This is a genomic window from Epilithonimonas pallida, assembly GCF_900182975.1.
Lineage (GTDB): Bacteria > Bacteroidota > Bacteroidia > Flavobacteriales > Weeksellaceae > Epilithonimonas > Epilithonimonas pallida.
In genome coordinates this window covers 1-21,550 of the sequence record NZ_FXUO01000003.1, presented here as the reverse complement: position 1 = coordinate 21,550, position 21,550 = coordinate 1, and the positions used below count along the sequence as shown (strand labels likewise).

Annotated in this window: 23 protein-coding genes, 1 other RNA gene and 1 pseudogene; 12 read left to right on the top strand and 13 right to left on the bottom strand. The window is 35.4% G+C overall.

Annotated features, from left to right (window positions below; all coding sequences use genetic code 11):
- Window positions 1-129: 129 nt before the first annotated feature.
- The 3 genes from QOL71_RS06125 (at window position 130) to QOL71_RS06115 (ending at window position 2,620) form a co-directional block, all read left to right on the top strand.
- Window positions 130-630, top strand: coding sequence for a DUF2480 family protein (locus tag QOL71_RS06125; protein ID WP_283416087.1), 501 nt, complete (start codon window positions 130-132; stop codon window positions 628-630).
- Between the two features lie 6 nt (window positions 631-636).
- On the top strand, window positions 637-1,896 hold the full coding sequence (locus tag QOL71_RS06120; RefSeq protein ID WP_283416086.1) for a protein O-mannosyl-transferase family: 1,260 nt from the start codon (window positions 637-639) through the stop codon (window positions 1,894-1,896).
- Window positions 1,897-1,969: 73 nt separating this feature from the next.
- A complete protein-coding gene (locus tag QOL71_RS06115; RefSeq protein WP_283416085.1) occupies window positions 1,970-2,620 on the top strand; it encodes a DUF937 domain-containing protein in 651 nt (216 codons plus the stop codon).
- Window positions 2,621-2,648: 28 nt separating this feature from the next.
- Here QOL71_RS06115 and QOL71_RS17665 read toward each other — a convergent pair whose 3' ends face one another.
- Window positions 2,649-2,867, bottom strand: a complete 219-nt coding sequence (locus QOL71_RS17665; RefSeq protein ID WP_346772092.1) for a 30S ribosomal protein THX — start codon at window positions 2,865-2,867, stop codon at window positions 2,649-2,651.
- A gap of 310 nt (window positions 2,868-3,177) precedes the next feature.
- Here QOL71_RS17665 and aspS point away from each other — a divergent pair, with 310 nt between their 5' ends.
- The 3 genes from aspS (at window position 3,178) to QOL71_RS06095 (ending at window position 6,860) form a co-directional block, all read left to right on the top strand.
- On the top strand, window positions 3,178-4,932 hold the full coding sequence (gene aspS, locus QOL71_RS06105) for an aspartate--tRNA ligase (protein ID WP_283416084.1): 1,755 nt from the start codon (window positions 3,178-3,180) through the stop codon (window positions 4,930-4,932).
- A gap of 66 nt (window positions 4,933-4,998) precedes the next feature.
- Window positions 4,999-6,099 carry a helix-turn-helix domain-containing protein gene (locus QOL71_RS06100; protein ID WP_283416083.1) on the top strand — a complete coding sequence of 367 codons (1,101 nt, stop codon included), beginning with the start codon at window positions 4,999-5,001 and terminating at the stop codon, window positions 6,097-6,099.
- Window positions 6,100-6,242: 143 nt separating this feature from the next.
- Entirely contained in the window at window positions 6,243-6,860 is a 618-nt protein-coding gene (locus QOL71_RS06095) for a DUF2306 domain-containing protein (protein ID WP_283416082.1), read from the top strand.
- Between the two features lie 44 nt (window positions 6,861-6,904).
- Here QOL71_RS06095 and QOL71_RS06090 read toward each other — a convergent pair whose 3' ends face one another.
- Entirely contained in the window at window positions 6,905-7,816 is a 912-nt protein-coding gene (locus QOL71_RS06090; protein ID WP_283416081.1) for a cupin-like domain-containing protein, read from the bottom strand.
- A 78-nt stretch (window positions 7,817-7,894) separates the two neighbouring features.
- On the bottom strand, window positions 7,895-8,623 hold the full coding sequence (locus tag QOL71_RS06085) for an SDR family NAD(P)-dependent oxidoreductase (RefSeq protein WP_283416080.1): 729 nt from the start codon (window positions 8,621-8,623) through the stop codon (window positions 7,895-7,897).
- Between the two features lie 144 nt (window positions 8,624-8,767).
- Between QOL71_RS06085 and aroC the strand changes: the two genes are divergently transcribed.
- Genes aroC through QOL71_RS06070 form a run of 3 tightly spaced genes read left to right on the top strand, consistent with a single transcriptional unit; the run spans window position 8,768 to window position 10,964 of the window.
- The gene (gene aroC, locus QOL71_RS06080) at window positions 8,768-9,829 is read left to right on the top strand and encodes a chorismate synthase (protein ID WP_283416079.1); all 1,062 of its coding nucleotides are present in this window, start codon (window positions 8,768-8,770) and stop codon (window positions 9,827-9,829) included.
- Window positions 9,829-10,395, top strand: coding sequence for a thioredoxin family protein (locus tag QOL71_RS06075; RefSeq protein ID WP_283416078.1), 567 nt, complete (start codon window positions 9,829-9,831; stop codon window positions 10,393-10,395). The genes aroC and QOL71_RS06075 overlap by 1 nt, the downstream gene beginning before the upstream one ends.
- A gap of 11 nt (window positions 10,396-10,406) precedes the next feature.
- Window positions 10,407-10,964: a TlpA family protein disulfide reductase gene (locus QOL71_RS06070; protein WP_283416077.1), complete on the top strand. Its 558-nt coding sequence runs from the start codon at window positions 10,407-10,409 to the stop codon at window positions 10,962-10,964.
- A 95-nt stretch (window positions 10,965-11,059) separates the two neighbouring features.
- On the opposite strand, the gene yajC is transcribed toward QOL71_RS06070, so the two are convergent.
- The 5 genes from yajC to QOL71_RS06045 form a co-directional block, all read right to left on the bottom strand.
- Window positions 11,060-11,389 carry a preprotein translocase subunit YajC gene (gene yajC / locus QOL71_RS06065; protein ID WP_283416076.1) on the bottom strand — a complete coding sequence of 110 codons (330 nt, stop codon included), beginning with the start codon at window positions 11,387-11,389 and terminating at the stop codon, window positions 11,060-11,062.
- 4 nt (window positions 11,390-11,393) lie between these two features.
- Window positions 11,394-11,894 (bottom strand): DUF1573 domain-containing protein, encoded by a 501-nt coding sequence (locus tag QOL71_RS06060; RefSeq protein WP_283416075.1) that lies wholly within the window; start codon window positions 11,892-11,894, stop codon window positions 11,394-11,396.
- Window positions 11,895-11,953: 59 nt separating this feature from the next.
- Window positions 11,954-12,859 carry a transcription antitermination protein NusB gene (locus QOL71_RS06055; protein WP_283416074.1) on the bottom strand — a complete coding sequence of 302 codons (906 nt, stop codon included), beginning with the start codon at window positions 12,857-12,859 and terminating at the stop codon, window positions 11,954-11,956.
- A 125-nt stretch (window positions 12,860-12,984) separates the two neighbouring features.
- A complete protein-coding gene (locus QOL71_RS06050) occupies window positions 12,985-13,668 on the bottom strand; it encodes a beta-carotene 15,15'-monooxygenase (protein WP_283416073.1) in 684 nt (227 codons plus the stop codon).
- Entirely contained in the window at window positions 13,661-14,155 is a 495-nt protein-coding gene (locus QOL71_RS06045; RefSeq protein ID WP_120213278.1) for an RNA polymerase sigma factor, read from the bottom strand. Before QOL71_RS06045 ends, QOL71_RS06050 begins: the two co-directional genes overlap by 8 nt.
- Window positions 14,156-14,265: 110 nt before the next feature.
- On the opposite strand from QOL71_RS06045, the gene QOL71_RS06040 reads away from it, so the two are divergent.
- The 3 genes from QOL71_RS06040 (at window position 14,266) to rnpB (ending at window position 16,442) form a co-directional block, all read left to right on the top strand.
- Window positions 14,266-14,757, top strand: a complete 492-nt coding sequence (locus tag QOL71_RS06040; RefSeq protein ID WP_283416072.1) for a hypothetical protein — start codon at window positions 14,266-14,268, stop codon at window positions 14,755-14,757.
- A 2-nt stretch (window positions 14,758-14,759) separates the two neighbouring features.
- Window positions 14,760-16,121 (top strand): T9SS type A sorting domain-containing protein, encoded by a 1,362-nt coding sequence (locus tag QOL71_RS06035; protein WP_283416071.1) that lies wholly within the window; start codon window positions 14,760-14,762, stop codon window positions 16,119-16,121.
- 24 nt (window positions 16,122-16,145) lie between these two features.
- Window positions 16,146-16,442: RNase P RNA component class A (gene rnpB, locus QOL71_RS06030), an RNA gene on the top strand.
- Window positions 16,443-16,555: 113 nt separating this feature from the next.
- Here rnpB and QOL71_RS06025 read toward each other — a convergent pair.
- From QOL71_RS06025 to QOL71_RS06005, 5 genes and pseudogenes are all read right to left on the bottom strand, one after another.
- Window positions 16,556-16,903 (bottom strand): DUF4469 domain-containing protein, encoded by a 348-nt coding sequence (locus QOL71_RS06025; RefSeq protein WP_283416469.1) that lies wholly within the window; start codon window positions 16,901-16,903, stop codon window positions 16,556-16,558.
- A 57-nt stretch (window positions 16,904-16,960) separates the two neighbouring features.
- Window positions 16,961-17,292: pseudogene (locus QOL71_RS06020) on the bottom strand (DNA-binding domain-containing protein); the annotation flags it as partial.
- A 111-nt stretch (window positions 17,293-17,403) separates the two neighbouring features.
- On the bottom strand, window positions 17,404-18,927 hold the full coding sequence (locus QOL71_RS06015) for a hypothetical protein (protein ID WP_283416070.1): 1,524 nt from the start codon (window positions 18,925-18,927) through the stop codon (window positions 17,404-17,406).
- 160 nt (window positions 18,928-19,087) lie between these two features.
- Window positions 19,088-19,630 (bottom strand): helix-turn-helix transcriptional regulator, encoded by a 543-nt coding sequence (locus QOL71_RS06010; protein ID WP_283416069.1) that lies wholly within the window; start codon window positions 19,628-19,630, stop codon window positions 19,088-19,090.
- Between the two features lie 116 nt (window positions 19,631-19,746).
- Window positions 19,747-21,189 (bottom strand): tetratricopeptide repeat protein, encoded by a 1,443-nt coding sequence (locus tag QOL71_RS06005; RefSeq protein WP_283416068.1) that lies wholly within the window; start codon window positions 21,187-21,189, stop codon window positions 19,747-19,749.
- Window positions 21,190-21,550: the final 361 nt, after the last annotated feature.

Genomic DNA, 21,550 nt, shown 5'->3' with positions numbered 1-21,550 from the left:
ATAAAGCGTTGTATAGCAAAGGTTTTAATCGTTTTGCTTACTTTTGCTTTTCACTAATCTTTTTTAATAAAAAAGAAAAAGATATAGCGGATAGCGGGATTAAGCTCCTAAAGAATATAAAATTACAAAATGGAAGAAATCGTAAATAAAGTTGCAGGAAGCGGATTGGTGAATTTTGATATTTCCGACCTGGTTCCGAAAGGGAAACGTTTGGGAATTGACATCAAGGATTTTCTTTGGGAAGGACAGATTTTGAGAGAAAAAGATTTCCGTGAAAAAATCAAAAACATTGATGAAGAAATCTATAGAGACGCTTATGTTTACATCTATTGTTCTGAGGATGTGATCATTCCACTTTGGGCATATTTTCTCATTACTTCAAAAATTACGGATGCTGCGAAGAAAATTGTTTTCGGAAACCGGGAAGATTTGGAAGTTTTGCTGATGCACAACGCCATCCAGACCTATGATTTTTCTGAACTGAAAGACAAGCGTGTCCTGGTGAAAGGCTGTAGTGATGAGTTGATCCCCAACAACGCTTATGTGGAATTGGTGGAACAGCTCAAGCCGCTTGTAAAGTCACTGATGTTTGGGGAAGCGTGCAGCAATGTTCCGATTTTTAAAAACTAATCCTGAATGAATAAAAAAACGATAACCTTTCTCATTTTTCTTGTCTTTTTAGTTATCTATTATGCCGGTAGTTTTTCCAAAATTTCTTTTGGGGATTGCATCGGTTTTGTTCTGGATGTAGAAAAAAGGGAATTTTTGCTTGATTTTATGCCGCTTACTCATTTTCTTTATATGAACACGGCAATCTTTTTTTCAAAATACCTGGCAATGGACAGTGTGCTGGTAATGCGTTTGATGTCTGTTGTTCCCGCTGCAATAACCGTAAGCCTGGTTTTTGTTTTGATTAAGGAATTTGTTGAAGAAAACTGGATAGCCCTGATGTCAACATCCGTTTTTGGGTTTTGTTTTACTTTTTGGCGAAGTGCGGAAACTATAGAAGTTTATACGTTTAATGCCTTTTGGATCATTCTTTTTTTAATATATTCTGTCAAGTCATTGAAGAACCGATCTAAAAACTATCTTATTATAGCCGGCTTTGTATTGGGCTTAAGTCTTTGGGTTCATATTCAGAATATTATGTTGATCCCTGCCTACATGGTTTTGCTTTATTTGTTAAAGTCTGATCGCAAAAAAGTAATAATCTCTTTCATTGTTTTTCTTGTTCCTCTTTTCTTTATGTTTTGGGTCAACTATCTGCAGGGAATTGACATAAAATATGCTTTCTTCTCCAAAAAAGGACCTTGGGTAGAAGATACATTTAATCAAGGTATTAAAGATCTGTTAAAAGACATTGCAAAAGCTTCTGCTTTTTTAATTTATAATTTTAACGTGTTCATTTTGTTCAGCTTTGCGGGAATTATTTATCTGTATAAAAACTTCAAAACCGAATCTTTCTTTCTTTTTACAGCCTGCCTTTTCACACTGGGTTTTGCAACTTTCTACGCGGTTTCTGACAATTATGTTTTTTTTATTCCTTTTTATATAATTTTTACGGCATTTATTGCTTTAGGAATCAAGAAACTTAGTTCCAAATATGCTTTGAAAAGACTAATGCTTACTCCATTACTGATTCCTTTATTTTATATTTTCAGTCTTTATATAGTCTCATTAACACCACAGGGGAAAAAATTTCATCAAGAAAAATTATATAAAGACGGGCTCTGCTATTATATGCTTCCTTGGCTTAATAACAACATTGGCTGCATCGAGTTTACGTTGAACAACGGGCAGACAAGAGATAATGTCATTGCTTTGAAGCTGGCATCCAAAGAGTTTATAGAGCTCAGAAAAAAGTATCAGACCATAGAGGAAATCCGCGATCTATAAAAAATACAATTTTTGTTTTTTTATTGAGATAAATTTATCATCTTTGGATTTACACATTTTAAAAACATAAATTATGAGTCTATTAGACCTTATCACTGGAAGCGCCGGTAATCAAGTCGCTGAACAGGCTGAAAACAAATTCGGGATCAGCAAAAATCAAATCATTGCCTTATTGGTTGTAGCTGCACCTTTGGTGATCAGTTACCTTAAGAAAAAATCGGAAAATGCAGAAGAAGCAGACAAACTGAATGCTGCTCTCGACAGAGACCATGACGGAAGTATCCTCAACAATCCTGCTCAGGCACTTGACAGAGAACAAGAAGGCGATTCTATTTTAAGTCATATCTTTGGAGGAGAAAAAGCCAACGTAGAAAATCAATTATCACAAAATACAGGGATTTCTATGGACAAAATCGGGCCGGTTCTGGCAACTTTAGCTCCTGTAATTATGGGTTATATCGGTCAGCAAAAGCAGGCAAACAATGTAACTTCCGGTGGAGGCTTAGGAGATTTGCTAGGCGGAATACTTGGAAGTTCTTCCCAGCAAGCGCAGGCATCGGACAATCCTTTAAGTAACATCCTCGGAAGCGTTCTTGGTGGCGCTCAACAATCTTCTAGTGGTGGTTTGGGCGATATTTTGGGAAGTGTTCTTGGTGGCGGAAATCAACAACAATCTCAACAAGGTGGACTTGGCGGATTGTTGGGAAGCATTTTTGGAAAATAAATTCCTTATAAAAAAATGAAGCCGAAGATTATTCTTCGGCTTTTTTTGTTCGTTTTGCTTTTGGTTTTTCTTCAGTTTCTTCAGCTTTTTCTGCTTTCGGTTTTACTGCTTTTGGTTTTGGTTCGGCCTTTACTTTTGCTGGTTTTTCAGCAACTACTACAGATTTGGAAGATTTTTTCGGTCTCGTTTTTCCATAACTTCCGCGTACTCTTTTTCCTTTGGTGGATTTTTGGTCACCTTTTCCCATAATAATTAAGTATTTGATTATTACGAATTTATGAATTAATTTTTAATTAACCAATACTTAGGCGTATCCCTCGCCAGCGCATGTCCGTCAGCCCGGGTCGGGCTATCCGTTCCTATCTTTTCCTGTTCAGAGAACAGAAAAAGGATATCCACTACTATCCCTTACGCGCTGTGCCAAGATTCAACCTCTGACATCAAAAAACCTTTAAACATCAATCAAAATTATTTCTCGCAAAACCTTATCTTTGCACTCGGAAATTAGCCTACTAAAAGTCTAATATCTAAAGTCTAACAACTAACATCTAAAAAAAATGTTCCGTACACACACAAACGGCGAACTGACGCTGGCAAATCTGAATGAAAAAGTAACACTTTCCGGCTGGGTACAAACCATCCGGGACAAAGGTTTTATGATTTGGGTCGATTTGCGGGATCGTTACGGCATTACACAATTGGTTTTAGACGAAGAAAGAAGTTCAAAAGAATTATTGGAATCGGCTAAGAAATTAGGCCGCGAATTTGTGATCCAAGTAGAAGGAACTGTTATAGAACGTGCTTCAAAAAATCCGAAAATCCCAACCGGTGACATCGAAATTTTAGTTTCCGATTTAAAAATATTAAATGCGTCTGAACTTCCTCCTTTCACTATCGAAGACGAAACGGACGGTGGCGAAGAATTGAGAATGAAATACAGATATCTCGATATCAGAAGAAACCCTGTAAAAGACAAACTGATTTTCCGTCACAAAATGGCGCAGAAAGTGAGAAATTATCTTTCAGATTCAGGTTTTATCGAAGTTGAAACACCTGTTTTGATTAAGTCAACTCCGGAAGGTGCAAGAGATTTCGTAGTTCCAAGCAGAATGAATCCCGGACAGTTTTATGCGCTTCCTCAATCACCACAAACTTTCAAACAATTGTTGATGGTTGGCGGAATGGACAGATATTTCCAAATCGTAAAATGTTTCCGTGACGAGGATTTGCGTGCCGACAGACAGCCGGAATTCACTCAAATCGATTGCGAAATGGCATTTGTAGAACAGGAAGACATTATGAATGTTTTCGAAGGCATGACCAAAACTTTATTGAAAGACATCACAGGAAAAGATTTCGACAATTTCCCAAGAATGACATTTGCTGATGCGATGCAGAAATATGGTAACGACAAACCGGACATCCGTTTCGGATTGGAATTCGTGGAACTGAATGAGTTGGTAAAAGGAAAAGATTTCAAAATATTCGATGATTCGGAATTGATTGTTGGGATTAATGTTGAAGGCATTGCGGATTACACCAGAAAACAAATCGATGAATTGATTGATTGGGTAAAACGCCCGCAAATCGGAGCAACTGGAATGGTTTGGATCAAATTCCAGAACGACGGTGTTATAACTTCATCCGTTAACAAATTCTATTCTGAAGAAGATTTAAAGAAAATCGCTGAGAAATTTGGAGCAAAAGCCGGAGATTTGATGTTCTTAATGAGTGGAAACGCTGATAAAGTAAGAACTCAACTTTCAGCTTTGAGAATGGAATTAGGAAATCGTCTTGGACTCAGAAAAGGGAACGAATTTGCACCACTTTGGGTTGTAGATTTCCCATTACTGGAATTTGATGAAGAAAGCGGAAGATACCACGCAATGCATCACCCATTCACCTCTCCGAAAACCGAAGACTTTGGTTTATTGGAAACTGACCCGGGAAAAGCAAGAGCCAATGCTTACGATTTAGTTTTGAATGGAAACGAAATCGGTGGTGGTTCTATCAGAATTTTCGATAAAGATTTGCAGTCCAAAATGTTTGACTTGTTAGGATTCTCAAAAGAAGAAGCAGAAGCGCAATTCGGATTCCTGATGAACGCTTTCAAATATGGAGCGCCGCCTCACGGAGGTTTAGCTTTCGGATTTGACCGTTTGGTAGCTATTTTAGACGGAAACGAAGTCATCAGAGACTACATTGCTTTCCCGAAAAACAATTCAGGAAGAGATGTGATGATTGACGCACCAGCGCCTATTCATCAGGAACAACTCACGGAGTTGGAACTGAAATTAGATTTAAAATCATAAATTAGAAGCGAGATTTTTTCTCGCTTTTTGTTTTGAGCCAAGTATCATACCCTTTTATTAATTCTGATGATATTTTATTTTGCAGGAATTTTCATAGCTTTTTTCTCATCTTTTCTAATTCTTGGAAAGAAAAGAAAAAACATTTCAGATTATGTATTGTCTGTATGGTTTTTTGTAATTGGACTACATCTTACTTTGTTTATATATATTTTTTCAGGAGAATATCTACATTTCCCGGGCTTTTTAGGAATAGAAAAAGCGTTTCCTTTTATTCACGGTCCTATATTATATCTTTATATAGAAAGCCTTACTCGGCAAAAACTTAATAAATATTGGTTTCTTCATTTTTTAACAGTAGTTAGCATCTACTGTATTTTGTATGATTTTTTCATCTTACCTCCCGAAGAGAAAATCGAAATTTACCAAAATGAAAAGAGTTATTTGGAGTTAAGGAAAGCACTTAATATTTTGATGATTATTTCAGGAATTATTTATATTAGTTTAAGCTTCGTTTCACTCAAAAAATATAAAAATAAAATCTCTAACCAATATTCTAATCTTGAAAAAATCAATTTGAATTGGGCTTATTATCTCATCATAGGGATGTTAATAATATGGTTCTGTGTTATAACAAAAAATGATATTCTAATTTTTACCTCAGTGGTTATTTTTGTTCTTACTGCAGCATATTTTGGAATCAATAAAGCTGGAATATTAAATATTTCAGAATTAGAAATTAATACTCTTGAAGAAATCCAACCAGAGAAGAAAGAAGTTCCTGTAAAATATCAAAAATCTCTTTTGAGTGATGAAAAAATCCAGCTGATTTACAAAAAATTAGTCCACAAGATGGAATCTGAAAAGCTCTATACCGACCCTGAACTAAACCTGAATTTGGTTTCGAATCTTTTAGAAGTTCACCCCAATTTGCTTTCACAAATCATCAACACAGTGGAAAATAAAAATTTCTACGACTATGTTAATACTTATAGAATTAAGGAATTCAAAAGATTAGCAGTTTTACCTGAAAATGAAAAATTCACGATTCTTTCTTTGGCATTTGAAAGTGGTTTTAATTCTAAAACGTCATTCAATAGAAATTTTAAGAAATATGAGAACAAATCTCCTAAAGAATTTTTAAAAGAACAAAATCTGGATTTGAAATAACAAAGAAATTTCTCATTAATTATTTTAACTTTTCCATTTTAGAAGAATAAAATTGGTTTCAACTTACATTTTGGAACAGTTTCACTTCTCAAACTTCTCATATTTGTCGGGATTTATACCCATTGATTAATCCTAATATTTTTATGGTAAAGAAGTTATTATTTATTATTATCATTGTTTTGGCTTTGTTCACAGGCTTACTATTCCCTTCAATTTATCTCTTTGTGGAAGAAAAATATACCTTTCTTAACAGCAAAATCCCAGAAGTAACAAACAATTTGATATGGAAAATTTCATTTATTTGTCATATTAGTTTTGGAGGACTATCTCTTATTATAGGATGGATTCAGTTTGTAGAAAAATTACGAAAAAAAAGTTCCATACTACATAGAAAAATAGGCAAGCTTTATGTCCTTTCAGTAATCATCAGCTCTATCACAGCTATATATATTGGATTTTTTGCAAATGGTGGATTTATATCTGCATTCGGATTTATTTGTTTGGGCATTCTGTGGTTTATCACAACTATTATTGCATTAATAAGTATAAAAAATGGCAATATCAAAAAGCATCAAAACTTTATGACCTACAGTTATGCGTGTACTTTTGCGGCTGTCACTCTCAGGCTTTGGATCCCATTATTAAATGGATTATTAAAATCTCCAGAATTAGCATATCTCATAGTCGCTTGGTTATGCTGGGTTCCAAATATTATTGTGGCATATTTTATAAACAAACATCGTAAAACAATCAAAGAATAACCTCTTGAACAGGGTACTTTCTTTTTAATTAAAAAATCTGTAATTCAAAAATGTATCGGAATATCCGGAATATCATCCAAAATGTGTTTTCCTTCGATTTTATCGATTGCTTTTTGAGCTCTTTTTTTTGCGACAGAAACTTTATAATCGAACCATTTTTCCTTGAATAGCTCTCTCATCAGGTTATCGAAATGTCTCGTAAATACCAGATTTCTACATCCTCGCCACTTTTCAATCAATTTTGATGGCAAAGCTCTTACTGAAATAGAATAACCTTCCGTTTCATATTGGATAAAATGCCACCAGCCAGAAGGCATGTAAAGCGTTTGTCCCGGTTTTAGAACTGCTTCATAGCCTTTAAGATATTTCAATCCTGGAAATTCTTCTTGGCTTGAAGTTTTAAGATTGGCAATGCTATGAAAATTGTAAGGCAACTTGTAAAGTAAATCAGATTGGTTGAGTGGAAATAACCAAACTCTTTTAATTCCCTGATATTGTGTCAGAAAAACGTGTGACATATCGATATCAACGTGATTTCTGGTATTGGAACCTTCGCCTCCGAAAAACATAAATGGAAGCCAATGAAGAACTTTACCTTTCGTGATATCTTTATACTGAATATCCTTTTTAAGTTCAGGTTTTATGGTGAGCAGATTAAAAAGAAACAATCGATATTCTGTTGCTTTGTTGGTGATGAGATCGAGATATTCTGCAAAAGTCATTTTTGCAATCGGTTTGCTGGCTGCTCTGTTGAGAGAATGGATTTCTCCACCATAAACATCCACTTCTTTTTCCCCGGCAATTTCCTTGAAATAATCATAATTCCATTTTTGGAATGCAACACTCTCTGAATCAACAAAATCTTCTAAAATAATCGGAATATTCTGTTTCATATATTGAGAAACAAACTGGTCCGGAGTAAGATTACTGACTTTATCTAATGATTTCAGTTCCATCAAAAATTATTTTATAGGACAAAACTATAAAATAATTTTTAATTCATACTAAAAAAGTATGAATTAAATTTTCATATCTTAAGGCAATTTCGCCACCAGAAACTCCGGAGATAATTTTAGAATCCAATAGATGATTTTCCATTTCCAGTTGGGAACAATTTCAAATGAGTTTCCGGCATTAATAATAAATTTAGCAACATAATCAGGTTCCATTATTAGTTTTTTGCTAAGCTCTAATCCAGCATTGATTTTGGTATTGATATAACCGATAACCAAAACATTTACAATAATTTCTCTTGAAGTTAATTCTTGTCGAAGTCCGGCCAAATATTGTGTAAAAGCAGATTTTGTACTTCCATAAACGAAATTACTTTTTCGCCCACGAACGCCTGACAACGATGACAACCCGATAATCCTTTCCAGATTTTTGTTCGAATTATCCATCGCAATGATATTAAGAATAGAAACTGCGCCGATGTAATTAGTTTTCATCATTTCGAAAGTGCCTACGAAATTTTTTAAAGCTTCCTGATTTTCCACTAGGAATCCTGCGGCGTAAACAACGATATTGGGTTTTACAGATAATCCATCATAGAAATCTTGATGCGAAGAAAAATCTGTGGCATCGAAGTATTTAATTTCGATTTTAGATTTATCCAGATGATGTTCATCAGCAAATTTTTCCAGAGATTTTAGATTTCTGGAAGCGGCAACTACAGAATAGCCTTTATTGATGTAAAGTTTGATGGCTTGTTTTGCAACATCCGAATTAGCGCCGAGAATCAGAACAGTTTTACTAGAATTCATTTTGCAAAGATAGATTTTCAGATAATAGACTGAAGGATAATAGACTGTCAATTTATTTAAAAATAAGTTTTTAATCAGTAAATTTGTAACGTTAGACGCAGATTAAAATCTATCATCTATTCGTCTATTATCTAACTTCTGTTTATGTTTAATGTTTTAGGAAACTTTTTGACGCTTTCTTCCTTTGGCGAAAGTCACGGAGAAGCTTATGGCGGAATTATTACCAATTTTCCCGCTGGTCTGGAAATCGATATTGAGAAAGTTCAACAAGAACTGGATCGCAGAAAACCAGGACAATCTGCTATTGTTACACAAAGAAAAGAGGGCGATAAAGTTCGTTTTCTGTCAGGGATTTTTGATGGAAAAACGACCGGAACGCCAATCGGCTTCATTGTTGAGAATGAAAACCAGCGTTCCAAAGATTACGATCACATCGCACAGGCTTATCGCCCTAGTCACGCCGATTATACTTACGACCAAAAATTCGGAATCCGGGATTATCGCGGCGGCGGAAAATCGTCTGCCCGTGAAACTTTGAATTGGGTCGTTGCCGGAGCTTTAGCCAAACAACTTCTCCCGGAAATTGAAATTAATGCGTATGTTTCTTCGGTTGGTGAGATCTTCTGTGAGAAACCCTATCAGGCTTTGGATTTTTCTAAAACCGAAAGTAATATTGTTCGTTGTCCGGATGAGGAAACCGCTGAAAAGATGATTGAAAAAATCAAGGAAATCAAAAAAGAAGGCAACACGATTGGCGGAACGGTAACTTGTGTTATCAAAAATGCTCCGACTGGTTTGGGTGAACCAATTTTCAACAAACTACACGCCGAATTGGGAAAAGCAATGCTGAACATCAATGCCTGCAAAGGTTTTGAATACGGAAGCGGTTTTTGTGGTGCAAAAATGACAGGAAAGGAACACAATGACCTTTTCAACCAAGACGGAACAACTCAATCCAATCTTTCCGGAGGAATCCAAGGTGGAATCTCTAACGGAATGGACATTTATTTCCGCGCAGCATTCAAACCGGTGGCAACGATTCTCCGCCCGCAGGAAAGCATCAATAAAGATGGCGAAACCGTAACCATTGAAGGCAAAGGAAGACACGACCCTTGTGTAGTTCCAAGAGCTGTTCCTATTGTAGAAAGTTTAGCCGCTTTTGTTTTAGCAGATATGTATTTAATTAATAAAACCAGAAAAATATAATGAACATCAAACAATATTGGGACAATGCTGTTTCTTACACAGAATATCTTCGTGATGCCGGAGAGAGATTAGGCAATCCAAAAGACACACAAGAAGCTGATTATGCAGAATATTACAGATTAGGTATCCAAAGAATGAACAGAATGTGGGAGAAATACCTTCCGAATTCTGAACAGGTTGAAAAGTTTGCACAAAAAAACTTTCGGGGAAAAATCCTGATTATTTCTGAATCCTGGTGTGGTGATGCAAGCCAGGTGATTCCTGTTGTGGTAAAGTTTTTTGAGCAATTCGAAGTCAGGATAACTTACCGTGACCAGGAACCAAGTTTGATTGATAATTACTTGACCAATGGTGGCAAATCGATTCCGATTGTTATTTTCCTGGATGAAGATTTTAATGAAATCGCCCATTGGGGACCGAGACCAAAACACGGGACTGAGCTTTTGAACAAACATAAAGCGAATCCGGAAGAATTCACGAAAGACCAGTTCTATGTGGAATTGCAGACTTATTATGCTAAAAACAGAGGCTTCGATACGATTGAGGAACTTTTGGAATTACTTTAAATTTAATCCGGATGAAATTTCTGAAGAAAAATCTGATTTATATAATCATCATCTTTATTTTGTCAGCATTTGCCTTGATAAAACCGCTTCGTGATTTTGTGTCGGAACAGATCGCGATGAGCCCAACTGTAGCGAAAATCAATAATGAAACGATGCTTTCTGAAGATGTTTTGAATATTGATCTGAAAGGAATTAACACAAGCAGTACCAATCTGAAAAGCTTAAGAGGAAAGGTGCTTTTCCTGAATTTTTGGGGAACCTGGTGTCCGCCTTGCAGAACGGAATGGCCGACGATTGAGAAGCTCTATCAATTGAAAAAAGATAAGCTTGAATTTGCCCTGATTGCCATGCAAGATCAAGAGGAAGATGTGAAAAAATTTTTAAAAGAAAATAATTATACAGTGCCTGTTTACATAGCGGAAAGTCCTTTGGATCCGAAGATTTTACCTGTTGCTTTTCCTACAACTTATCTGATTGGAAAAGATGGGAGAATCCTGAAAAAAGAAGATAGTTCTATGGATTGGAGCAAGGATTCGGTATTGGAGTTTATTGATCAAGTGACGAAATGATGATTTGTTAATTTTTGAAACCGTTGATTTGATGATAAAATAATCGCCCGAAATCGAAGATTTCGGGCGATTTATATTTAGAATAATAATTAATATTATTTCTTTTTATCTACTCCAAAAGTTTCCGGGAATCTGGCCATTGTAAAATCTCTGGAAATTGCCGCTTTTTCGAATTTTAGTTTTCCGCTTAAAGTTTCTAAAACCACACCGTCTTCATTAACCGAAAAGATCGTTCCATGCATTCCGGAAGTAGTAACTACTTTTGCGCCCGGCTTCAATGCTTCCTGGAAAGATTTCTCCTGTTTCTGTTTTCTCATCTGCGGGCGGATCATCAGAAAATAAAATCCGACGAACATCAATCCGATCATCAAAAGTGTTGGTGTCATAGACTGCGCCGGGGCTGCCTGTAAAAATATTGTTAGCATAATCTTATGGTAAAATGTTAGCTGAGAATGTTAAACGAACCGGTGCTTTTTCTACATTCAGGAAAACATCAGCTATTTTATTGACTGATCCGTCGAAGTTTGTAGAATCGAAGTGTAAAGTGATTTTACCTTTTTTCCCTGGTAAGATCGGCTCTTTTGTATAATCTGGAACTGTACATCCGCAACCTGGTTTAACATTAGAGATAATCAACGGATTAGTTCCTGTGTTGGTCACTTCGTAAACGTGCTCTACTTTTTCGCCTTTTTTGATGTCGCCAAAGTTGTGGTCAGTTTCGCTGAAAGCGATCGTTGTCAATGGCTTGCTTTGGGCTTCTTTCAACATCTCAGATTCTTCCGGCGTTTCATGTTGGGAAAGTGCGTCAACCACAGTTTTTGCCTGGGCAGAATCTAAGTTTTCTGCAGAAGAAGCTGTTTCTTCTTTTTTGTTACAAGAAAAAGCCAATGTGCAAAGTGCAGCTACTGCTAATATTTTGATTGATTTCATATGTAATAATATTTTTAGTTGTCTTATATTATCGCTTTTGTGATTTCTAATATATTGAGCTATATCCGATTAATATCTTTTGTGTATTTGTCTAGAATCCCATTAATAAAAACATTGGACTTGTCTGTTCCGTAAACTTTGGAAACATCAATATACTCATTAATGATAATTCTAGAAGCTGTCAATGGGAAACTGTCCAATTCCGTAATTGCCGCAACCAGAATAATTCTGTCAATTAAAGAAATCCTTTCCAGATCCCAGTTTAATAGTTTCGACTCCAATTTTTTTTCGGTTTCGTCCCAGTTATTAAGCGCCTGTCTCACCAGTTTTCTTGCAAAATCTTCATCTTCATCATCTTTCAGCATTTTGATTAATGTATGAGAAGCTTCTGATTCCTTCATAAAACCAATCGTTTTCTGAATCATTGAATTGGCGATATGGAAATCATCCGCCCAAGACATTTCTTTCTCTTCAAATCTGTCATGCAGATCCGTATTTTCCGCAACATATCTCAGGAACAACTTACCAATGAATTTTTGGTCATCTTCGAAAGAAATTTCGCTATCAGCCATATAATCCTGATAACGTTTTCCAGCTTTGATTCTTTGAAAAGTTTTTACCAAAATTTCATCATTCGGATCCCAGATCAGTTCTTTGTGTTTCTCGGAGAAACTTCTTCTTTCTTCGTTATCTTCTAACTGAATTAAGATTTGATTTCGAACAAATTTTTGATTAGGATTTTCATCTTCATTCGTTTTGAGGAATTTGTTTTTCCCGATTTCGATCTGATCTTCTGCTAAACGCTTCAGACCTACCAGAAAATTAAGTTCGTAAATATAAAGATGATAGATTTTGTTGATTTCTGAGAACATATTTTTCTCCAGAACATCATACTTGATGGGGTTTTGATAATAAGAGTAGAGTGTTTCTACAACTTTTTCGCGGATTTGTCTTCTTCCCAGCATTTTCAAAGAACTTTTAATGGGTGCAAAGATAGGGAAAAATGTCGCAACGTCATAATTGAAAACTAATTATACTTGAAACAATCTGATAGATCAAACTGCGCGAGCCATACATCGAGGTATTTTAATTAATAGTCTTTTTGAGAATCTATGGTTTCTAACTGCTTCAAATTCTTAGAAAGTCGCTTCAATATAATTCCGTAGGCAATTTTGTAATAAAGCAAGATGAGAACAATACACACCAAAAGACTGAATATCACACCTGTTATTAATCCCCAGAATGTTGGATTATCAATCTGAATATTTTGCTTTTTAATGGTGAAGATAATAAAAGCTGTAAAGCTTCCGATAAATAAAAACAGCAACAATATATTACTGAAAATAAACAAATTAACTGTTTTTTTAAATTTGATAATGTGAATAATGAATTTTTTGAGATTCGATTCTACATTGATTTTTTTATAATTAGAATAAAAAATAACAACAAAGACACCTGTTATCACAAGACTGGCAATCTTCATTACATTATAAATTTTGTCCAAAGAAAACTCCACCTCATTTTGATTCTTTATTTGCAGCTTGTTAAGAATATTGGTGAAATCTGTATGGAAGCTATTCGAGAATAAGGCTATAAAATTGATGATCCCGAAAATTACAAATTCTGCAACACTGATCCACAGAATGTATTTCACATAATTTCTGGATTTTTTATTCAGCATCACTTCGATTTCCTCCTGATTATAATCATCAGAAATCACCTGGTCTTGCCAAGATTTTTTCAGAGAATCTATATCAAAGTCTTGATTAGGCATGCTTTATCATTAGTTCTTTTAATGTTTTTTTTAATCGGTTCATTTTCACCCTTGCATTCACTTCTGTGATACCAAGTGTTTCCGCAATTTCTTTATAAGGTTCATCATCCAGATACATCATTACAATAGCCCGCTCTACATCTGGCAGCATTTTGATCACTTTATATAACAAAGAGATTTGCTGTTGCTTTTCGTCCGAATCTTCTAAATAGTTTTTGCTGTGAAAATCCTGCAATTCATCTGTCTGTGGTTGCTTTGTTTTTTTTCTGAACAAAGTGATAGCAGTATTCAGCGCCACACGATACATCCAAGTGGATATCTTCGAATTGCCCTGGAATGAGTCGTAAGATTTCCAGAGTTGTAACACAATCTCCTGAAAAAGATCCTCCTGATCTTCCAAAGAATGGGTATAAAGACGCGAGACTTTTATGATAAGTCCCTGATTATCTTTAATTAACTTAGAAAATTCTTTCTGTTTGTTTTCCATTCCGGAAACGAAGATAAGAATTTATTCGTTTGGGAGATATTTATTGAGATTTAAATTATTTTGTTAAACAAATGTTAATTTCATTATATATTATTGATTATATTTGACTTATGATTAACAATAAAGTTGCCAATTTCTTTTTTCTTTTCATTCTGATTATGAGTTGTACCAATCAATCAATTGTACGGTCAGATCCGGAAATGGATAAAAAGAATGAAAAGCCACAATCCAAAATGGTTTACCTTTTCTTTGAAGGAGAAAAAACGGCTGACGAGAAAGAAATCATAACACTAATTGATAAAAAAGTATCTGATGGCTTTTTTAAAAATGAAGAATTTGGAACAGCAAAAGACATCACCAATACATTTTATAAAATAGTCCTTTTCGACAGGAATAATCAGGTATATAAAACCGCTAATATTGATAATCCTTTCTCACCGGTCTTTGAGTCTTATGGACAAGAATCTATGGAAAAACAAATTGGTCAACTTAATAAAGCTGAGTTTTTTTACCGTTACAATGACTATGGCAATATCTCAAAACTGGAAATCCATAAAACAGAAAATAATCGCTCTACCCTACTTTTCACTCTAAAACTATAATTATGAAAAATTTCTACTTATTATGTCTTCTGATGTTCAATTTATCATACAGCCAGATATTTGATTTGGTTCCTTTATTAGAAAACGGCACAAAGGACAAAAGAATCAATCTGGTAATCTTAGGAGATGGCTATACAGCCAGTGAGCAGGCTGCCTTTATGCAAGATGCAACTTTTGTTTCGAATTATTTAATGAATAAACCGCCTTATTCCAATTATAAAAATTACTTCAATGTCTACGCCCTGAAAGTGATTTCTCAAGAAAGTGGTGTAAAACATCCTGGAACTGCTTCTGACGTTACAGAACCTGTTATTCCCGTCTCAAACCCAACCAATTATTTTAATACTTCTTATGATACTTCCGGAACACATCGCTGCATCTACGGAAACACGACCAAAGTGACTCAAACTTTGGCCGCAAACATTCCTGAATTTGACATTGCTCTAATTTTAGGAAATGATACCGAATATGGTGGTTGTGGTGGAACTTATGCTTTTCTTTCCAGAAATGATCAAGCTCCTGATGTGGCATATCACGAGTTAGGGCATTCATTCGGCAAATTAGCGGATGAATATTGGTTCTCCGGCTCCGGCGAGTCTCCGAATAAAACAAAAACATCAGACCCGGAAACGGTTCGTTGGAAAAACTGGCTCAATACAGGAAATATCGGGATCTATCAATTTACAGAGAATACAGCTTGGTATCGTCCACATCAAAATTGTGAAATGCGCTACCTGAATAGACAATTTTGTAATGTCTGCAGAGAAACATTAATCGAAAAAATACATACTGTAAAAAATCCTATCGATAGTTTCACACCTTCTAATTCTGCTACAATTAATACGAACTCAAATGTTGATTTATCAGTAAACTTAATTTTACCAGTTCCTAATACTTTAAAATCTGAATGGAAAATCAATGGAACTACTTTTCAAAATGATGTCAACAATATTACAATTCTGCCAGGTCAATTGAATATTGGAAATAATACGGTTCTCTTCAGCGTTTATGATAATACAACAATGGTTAGAACCAACAATCATAGTACAATACATCTTTCTACAATTTCCTGGACTATTAATAAAACTGAGTTAGGTATTTCAGATTTAAGGTCAAAACAATATGATTTTACTTTATATCCAAATCCTGCGGAAGATTTCATAATTATAGAAAGCAAATCTGGCTTTACAGAGAAAACAGAAGTGAGAATAACTGACAACTCTGGTAAGCTTATCAAAAAGCAAACTATCGATCTGAACAAACGAGAAAAAATAGATGTTTCAAAATTAACTTCTCAAATTTATTTCATTAATGTATATAATAAAGGTGAAATGATATTATCTAGAAAAATGATCAAGAATTAAAAAGTTATTAATTATTTTTGCAAGTGAGAAGCGTGGCTTGTTGATTCAAATTTCAATTTGGGTAGGAAAGTCCGGACACCGTAGGGCAGCATAGCGGATAACATCCGTCATTTGAGAGAATAGGACAAGTGCAACAGAAAGTATGTACAGTTCGGCTGTAGTGAAACCAGGTAAACTCTATGCGGTGCAATGCTAAGTATATCATCAGTCAAGGGCGGCCCGTCCGTTGATGAGGGGTAAGCAGCTCAAGTTTTGTAGTAATGTAAAACGTAGATAAATAACAAGCTTTAACAGAATCCGGCTTATAGCGCTTCTCTTTTTATTTTAATATCCCGAATATTTAATTTTTTGCATTTGGCAACCAATTTTTCATTATAAAAGTATTTTTTGAAGATGTCACACTCGCCCGAGTGTAACATCTCCACTCTCCCATATCAGATTACCGTTAATAATTTATCGAATGTTGCAGTTCGTGGTGCTTTTAATACCGTGGTTCCCCCAGAATATTGTGTTATGATTTCCACATTATAGCCACCTGATGCTAACCCGGGAACAATGATGATAAGCTCGGAAGGATTATTGGTAACCATATCGCTGGTCTTTACTGCAGTGCGGGTCTGTGTAATTGTTTCCACGAAGAAGATGCCATTGGCAGGATCCTCGCCTGCAATTTTTATTTTGTTACCCGAGATCTTAAGGTTTCTTCCTGGCGTCAGAAGATCATTTATTGTTCCGCTTTTTACATCTGTTACCTGCGGGATTGCTGATGAGGCATCTGCCACCCCAAGAATATTGATCTCTATATTTGGTATTTCTGCTCTCAGCTTTTCTCCCTGGTTGAACTGGAAAAGGATGCTGTGCTTTTCACTGTTGAAAGTCTCGGACGGACTGTCGAATACGCCACGTATTTGCGTATTTGCCATGAAATATCCGGTATTTACAGAATAGCCGTCGCATAGCTGGTAAGCCATTCTTTAAGAAAAAGCTCCGTCGCATGCTCCATGGCAGAGGCGGAAATGTCTGCGCCTCCACGGTTTACTGCTGATTCACAGATTTGCTTTACAGACAAAGAGCGCTCACTGACCGTGCGGGCAATGTAATCGTTCGGGTTATCTTTTGTAAGAAGGTTCTCATAAAGATAGGCTTTGATTTTGTGTAGGATGTTTGTCATTTGTGTAAAATTTTATATGAATGATTTTATTATTTTGAAAAGCTCCGGCTGACAGATAAAAAAAACACTATCTGATCGATGAAAGCCTTGCGCCGGAGCACAATTTCATGTTTATTGGACTGGGACTGCATAAAAATACCGTTCCCAGTTAAGCCCGAAAACAGCTTTCCAGTATCCTGCAGTTGTCCCACCGTTCAAATTGATCTGCGTGACCGTAGAATTATGAGTTTCCAACTCCTGATTTGCCCATAAGTAATAGATTTTATATCCGCCGGTGGTATTATTAATAGCAACTGCACCGCTCACAAAAGTCCTGTTCATACCCCGTCCTATGGAGCCTCCCGAGCCTCTTTGCCCGCCGTATGCGCTAATATAATCGGCTGTAACGGTGCTTGTCGCAGTCCCGTCCGTTAAATAGCCGGTGCACCATAGCTGCGCATCTGTAGTATTGATATTCAGATAGCCAATTCCGGCAGCAGTATTGTCTCCTAAGGAAGCCATATCGCCAAAAAGAACCAACCATTTTCCCGGAGGCAGCGTAATTGAGTGTCCTGTATATAAGCTGATGTTTTTAGGAGTTCCTGTTCCATAGGAAGTGAAGTCTTTTATCACTGTTCCCCAGGTTCCGGGAATGGCTGTCAGGGCAGGAGTTGTCCAGGATAGCTGGGCGCTTGGGTTGTTCCCGTCGGTGGTCAATACCTGTCCGGCAACGCCGTTGTTGCGAGGAAAGGTATAATTTCCTTCCTGTGAACCATCTGCTGTTTTTTTAAAATCAAAGCTCACGCCTTTTTGTTTTTCGAGGGTTACATTAGTGGCTTCTTTTCCTGTTTTTTGATGAGACAATTGCACATAGCTTAGTGAATTATTGCTGTATCCCCATATTGATGAGGTTACATCTGTCGCAGATTTATTGGCAACAAATCCTACGGTTCCCCCTCCACTATTGGAAAAAGCTGCTATACTGCCTTGTCCGTCTGAATTACTTGCCTGGAGATTGGCGATATCCTGCATCAAAAGAGCTGCGCTTGTTTTTGTTGCGGCATTAAGGTTCGCATTATCTGATATATATAAAATATTGGCTTGCCCGAGTTCGGTTGCATTGGTATTTATTCCACTGTAAAAGCTGCCGCTTCCATAAGTTGCTTTCAGGTCTCCTTTCACCTCCAACTGTTTGGAAGAAACTGCATCTGCATTTGTAAAGCCGATGGCTACTTTTCCGTTTTGATAAACATTCTGCGTATTAGCTGTTGCCGGGGTTGTGGTGTTTTGGATATTCCACGGCTCAGTTCCTCCGGAGCCTATTTTCATCCAGATAGTTCCGTCAAAATAATAATAGCCTGTATCTATAATATTTGCTCTCTGTCCTGCAGCTGTTCCGCCGGTCACATCTGTAATATAAACCAAAGCTCCTTTCTGGTCTGCTCCGTAAGTTGCGGTATTCGCTGTAAGCTCTGCTCTGGTAAATCGCGGTGCTTGTAACCCGTAAGTCTGTGTATTATCAGTGATGTTGCCTCCGGTATCCCTTTTGGCATTAACATCCAGTGTTGTCTTGGGAGTTTCCGTATTAATTCCGACTTGGGCTCTTATATTTGTTAAGATTAATAAAAAGCCAAGAACCACTAATTTTTTTTTCATTGTTGCATTTATTTAAATTGAAATGCAAAACTATTATAGAAACTTCGGCATACTCAAAAAGAAGTCATAGTATTATCTGTCGAAAGTTGGTGATTTCTGTCGGATATACATATATTGCTTATAATTAGATAATTATAAAAATGAAAAATCAGAAGAATGATCAAATATTGATCATCCAGGTATACATATTTTCATCGGTTCTGATACAGAGCTTCTTTCTTATCCTGTATTTTTTACTTTCGACAGAACTTATAGAGGTGTTTTTATATATTGCTATTTCTTTAGTATCGAATTTTAGCTTTATCAAAGCACAATATTCCAAATCTGAATGGGTAAGTTGCGGATTCACTTCTAAAAGCTTCTGATTGAATTCAGGAAATAATTCTGAAAATTTAATATGAAAAGATTTATCATTGTTTTTTGCTAGCTCAATAACATTGTTCAACTCTGAATCGATTGTCCGTTTTTCTTTTGCCGGTAAAAAAATAATCTCCGGAACCGGTTCTTTTTGTCGGGTTTTCACCTGGCTACTTTTCTTCTTATAATAAATAAAGAGTCCGGTAAAAATTACCAAAAAGATTATTCCGCTGATAAGGATAACATTTACGGCCTGGGGCTTATAAATTTCTGTTTTGATTCCTGCTTGGGCTTTTATGTTCGTTAAGATCAATAAAAAACTAAGAATTAATAATTTTTTTTTCATAATGCATTTGTTCGGGTTGAAATGCAAAACTATTATAGAAATCCTAGCACACTCAAAACAAGCGTTAGCGTTATCTGTCGAAAATTGTCGATTTCTGTCGGAAACGTATATATTAATTAAACGTTCATTAGCCAGGTATAGATATTTTCATCGGTTCCGATGTTTAGCTTTTTTCTTATTCTGTATTTTTTACTTTCTACGGAAACAATAGATGTTTTTTTATATAATGCTATTTCCTTGGTGTCGAATTTTAGCTTTATTAATGCACAGTATTCCAAATCTGAATGAGTAAGCTGCGGGTTCACTTCTAAAAGCTTTTGATTGAAAGTCGGGAATAATTCTGAAAATTTGAGATGAAAAGATCTATCATTTTTTTTAGCCAGCTCAATGATATTATTTAGCAACTCAGGATTATTGATTCGTTTTTCTTCGGGGGAAGGAACATTCGTAATAGTATCAGGAATCAATTCTTGTGTATTTTTCTTTTTGTAAATAAAGAGGCCGGTAAAAATTGCCAGGAGAATTACCCCAATAATAATAACAAAAATATTGATCGGTTTTGTATTATCCGCAGATTGTGACGGAATTTGCTCTACGGTTTTCTTTTCTGCAAAAGAGATGCTGTCAGATATCTTCTTTGCTTTTGTAAGATAATAGCTTTGATTCTTGTAATCTCCCAGTTTTTCATAAGATTCTGCTATTCCTGAATAACTGTTGGTTAATTCCGAAATAAGCAACCCATATTCTTTATAATATTGTATCACATTATTATAATATCCGATGGCTTTGGTATAATTTTTCTTTTTATTTTCAATGTCCCCTCTAAACCTGTAATAAATAATGAAATTGGTTTTGTTCTTTTCGCCTTTCATTAATATTTCAAATTCATCCAGATATTTTTCAGCTTTTGGAATATTGTCTGTGAGAAGACATACGGAAGCAAGATTCAGCACAGACTCCGATACAAAAATCTTTTTTTTGGCAAAAGCATCACTTAGTTTTACAGACTCGTCATAGGCTTTCTGAAAATAATACCGGACAGAGTCATATTTATTTTCCTTATCCAAATTATTAGCCATCCGTGTATAAACATTTCTTTTACAGATATGCTTTTCATCATCATCAGAAATTTTATCTGCAATGACCAATGCTTTGGAAAAAGTGTTTTTTGATTTCTTATAATAGCCAAGTTCTGTATAGATGATACCTTGGAGAAATAATAAATCCGACCAGCTTGTATAGTTTTCATTTTTTTCAGCTAATGCAAGGCCTTCATGGATTTTTTTCAAGCTTTCTGTATAATTTTGTTCGTTAGCATAAATTTCTGTCATTTTAACGATTGCTCTTAATCCTCCTTTATCATAACCTGCATTCTTAGATTGGTAGTATATTTCGGTGCATAGTCTCAGCATCTCTTTACTTCCTTTTTCGACATATGCGTTTTTATCTTTAACTATGCTCCATAAGCTGTCAATAGATTTCTGTGAAAAATCCTGCCCCGAAAAGAAAGCTATGCATAAAAAAGAAAAAGATGCTAAAAATAGATTTCTTATCATCATTGATGTTAAAATTAAAGTAAATGTAATAAAAACAAATTAGCTTAAAATATTTAAATAGCGAATAATAAAATTCTGTTTTTTTCTGGTGATTAAAACGAAAACAGATTTATAAGTAAATAATAGATTATTCTGAGTTTAAGATTGATGCTTGACCTAAAGAATTACAATTAATCCATTCTTGATTATCTAATAATAAATGTTAAAAAGAGAAGAATGGCCTGCCGGATTTGTGCGTTGAATAAAAGATTGTTTTTAGGGCTCCAAATATAATCGGATGGAATAATAAAATGTTATCAGTTATTGGTATATAGAATACAGTCTTGGCTATATATAAGGCATAAAAAACCTCAATCATTCAGTT

Coding starts and splice junctions, on each gene's coding strand:
- QOL71_RS06125 (WP_283416087.1), top strand. CDS start 130: ATGGAAGAAATCGTAAATAAAGTTGCAGGAAGCGGATTGGTGAATTTT.
- QOL71_RS06120 (WP_283416086.1), top strand. CDS start 637: ATGAATAAAAAAACGATAACCTTTCTCATTTTTCTTGTCTTTTTAGTT.
- QOL71_RS06115 (WP_283416085.1), top strand. CDS start 1,970: ATGAGTCTATTAGACCTTATCACTGGAAGCGCCGGTAATCAAGTCGCT.
- QOL71_RS17665 (WP_346772092.1), bottom strand. CDS start 2,867: ATGGGAAAAGGTGACCAAAAATCCACCAAAGGAAAAAGAGTACGCGGA.
- aspS (WP_283416084.1), top strand. CDS start 3,178: ATGTTCCGTACACACACAAACGGCGAACTGACGCTGGCAAATCTGAAT.
- QOL71_RS06100 (WP_283416083.1), top strand. CDS start 4,999: ATGATATTTTATTTTGCAGGAATTTTCATAGCTTTTTTCTCATCTTTT.
- QOL71_RS06095 (WP_283416082.1), top strand. CDS start 6,243: ATGGTAAAGAAGTTATTATTTATTATTATCATTGTTTTGGCTTTGTTC.
- QOL71_RS06090 (WP_283416081.1), bottom strand. CDS start 7,816: ATGGAACTGAAATCATTAGATAAAGTCAGTAATCTTACTCCGGACCAG.
- QOL71_RS06085 (WP_283416080.1), bottom strand. CDS start 8,623: ATGAATTCTAGTAAAACTGTTCTGATTCTCGGCGCTAATTCGGATGTT.
- aroC (WP_283416079.1), top strand. CDS start 8,768: ATGTTTAATGTTTTAGGAAACTTTTTGACGCTTTCTTCCTTTGGCGAA.
- QOL71_RS06075 (WP_283416078.1), top strand. CDS start 9,829: ATGAACATCAAACAATATTGGGACAATGCTGTTTCTTACACAGAATAT.
- QOL71_RS06070 (WP_283416077.1), top strand. CDS start 10,407: ATGAAATTTCTGAAGAAAAATCTGATTTATATAATCATCATCTTTATT.
- yajC (WP_283416076.1), bottom strand. CDS start 11,389: ATGCTAACAATATTTTTACAGGCAGCCCCGGCGCAGTCTATGACACCA.
- QOL71_RS06060 (WP_283416075.1), bottom strand. CDS start 11,894: ATGAAATCAATCAAAATATTAGCAGTAGCTGCACTTTGCACATTGGCT.
- QOL71_RS06055 (WP_283416074.1), bottom strand. CDS start 12,859: ATGCTGGGAAGAAGACAAATCCGCGAAAAAGTTGTAGAAACACTCTAC.
- QOL71_RS06050 (WP_283416073.1), bottom strand. CDS start 13,668: ATGCCTAATCAAGACTTTGATATAGATTCTCTGAAAAAATCTTGGCAA.
- QOL71_RS06045 (WP_120213278.1), bottom strand. CDS start 14,155: ATGGAAAACAAACAGAAAGAATTTTCTAAGTTAATTAAAGATAATCAG.
- QOL71_RS06040 (WP_283416072.1), top strand. CDS start 14,266: ATGATTAACAATAAAGTTGCCAATTTCTTTTTTCTTTTCATTCTGATT.
- QOL71_RS06035 (WP_283416071.1), top strand. CDS start 14,760: ATGAAAAATTTCTACTTATTATGTCTTCTGATGTTCAATTTATCATAC.
- QOL71_RS06015 (WP_283416070.1), bottom strand. CDS start 18,927: ATGAAAAAAAAATTAGTGGTTCTTGGCTTTTTATTAATCTTAACAAAT.
- QOL71_RS06010 (WP_283416069.1), bottom strand. CDS start 19,630: ATGAAAAAAAAATTATTAATTCTTAGTTTTTTATTGATCTTAACGAAC.
- QOL71_RS06005 (WP_283416068.1), bottom strand. CDS start 21,189: ATGATGATAAGAAATCTATTTTTAGCATCTTTTTCTTTTTTATGCATA.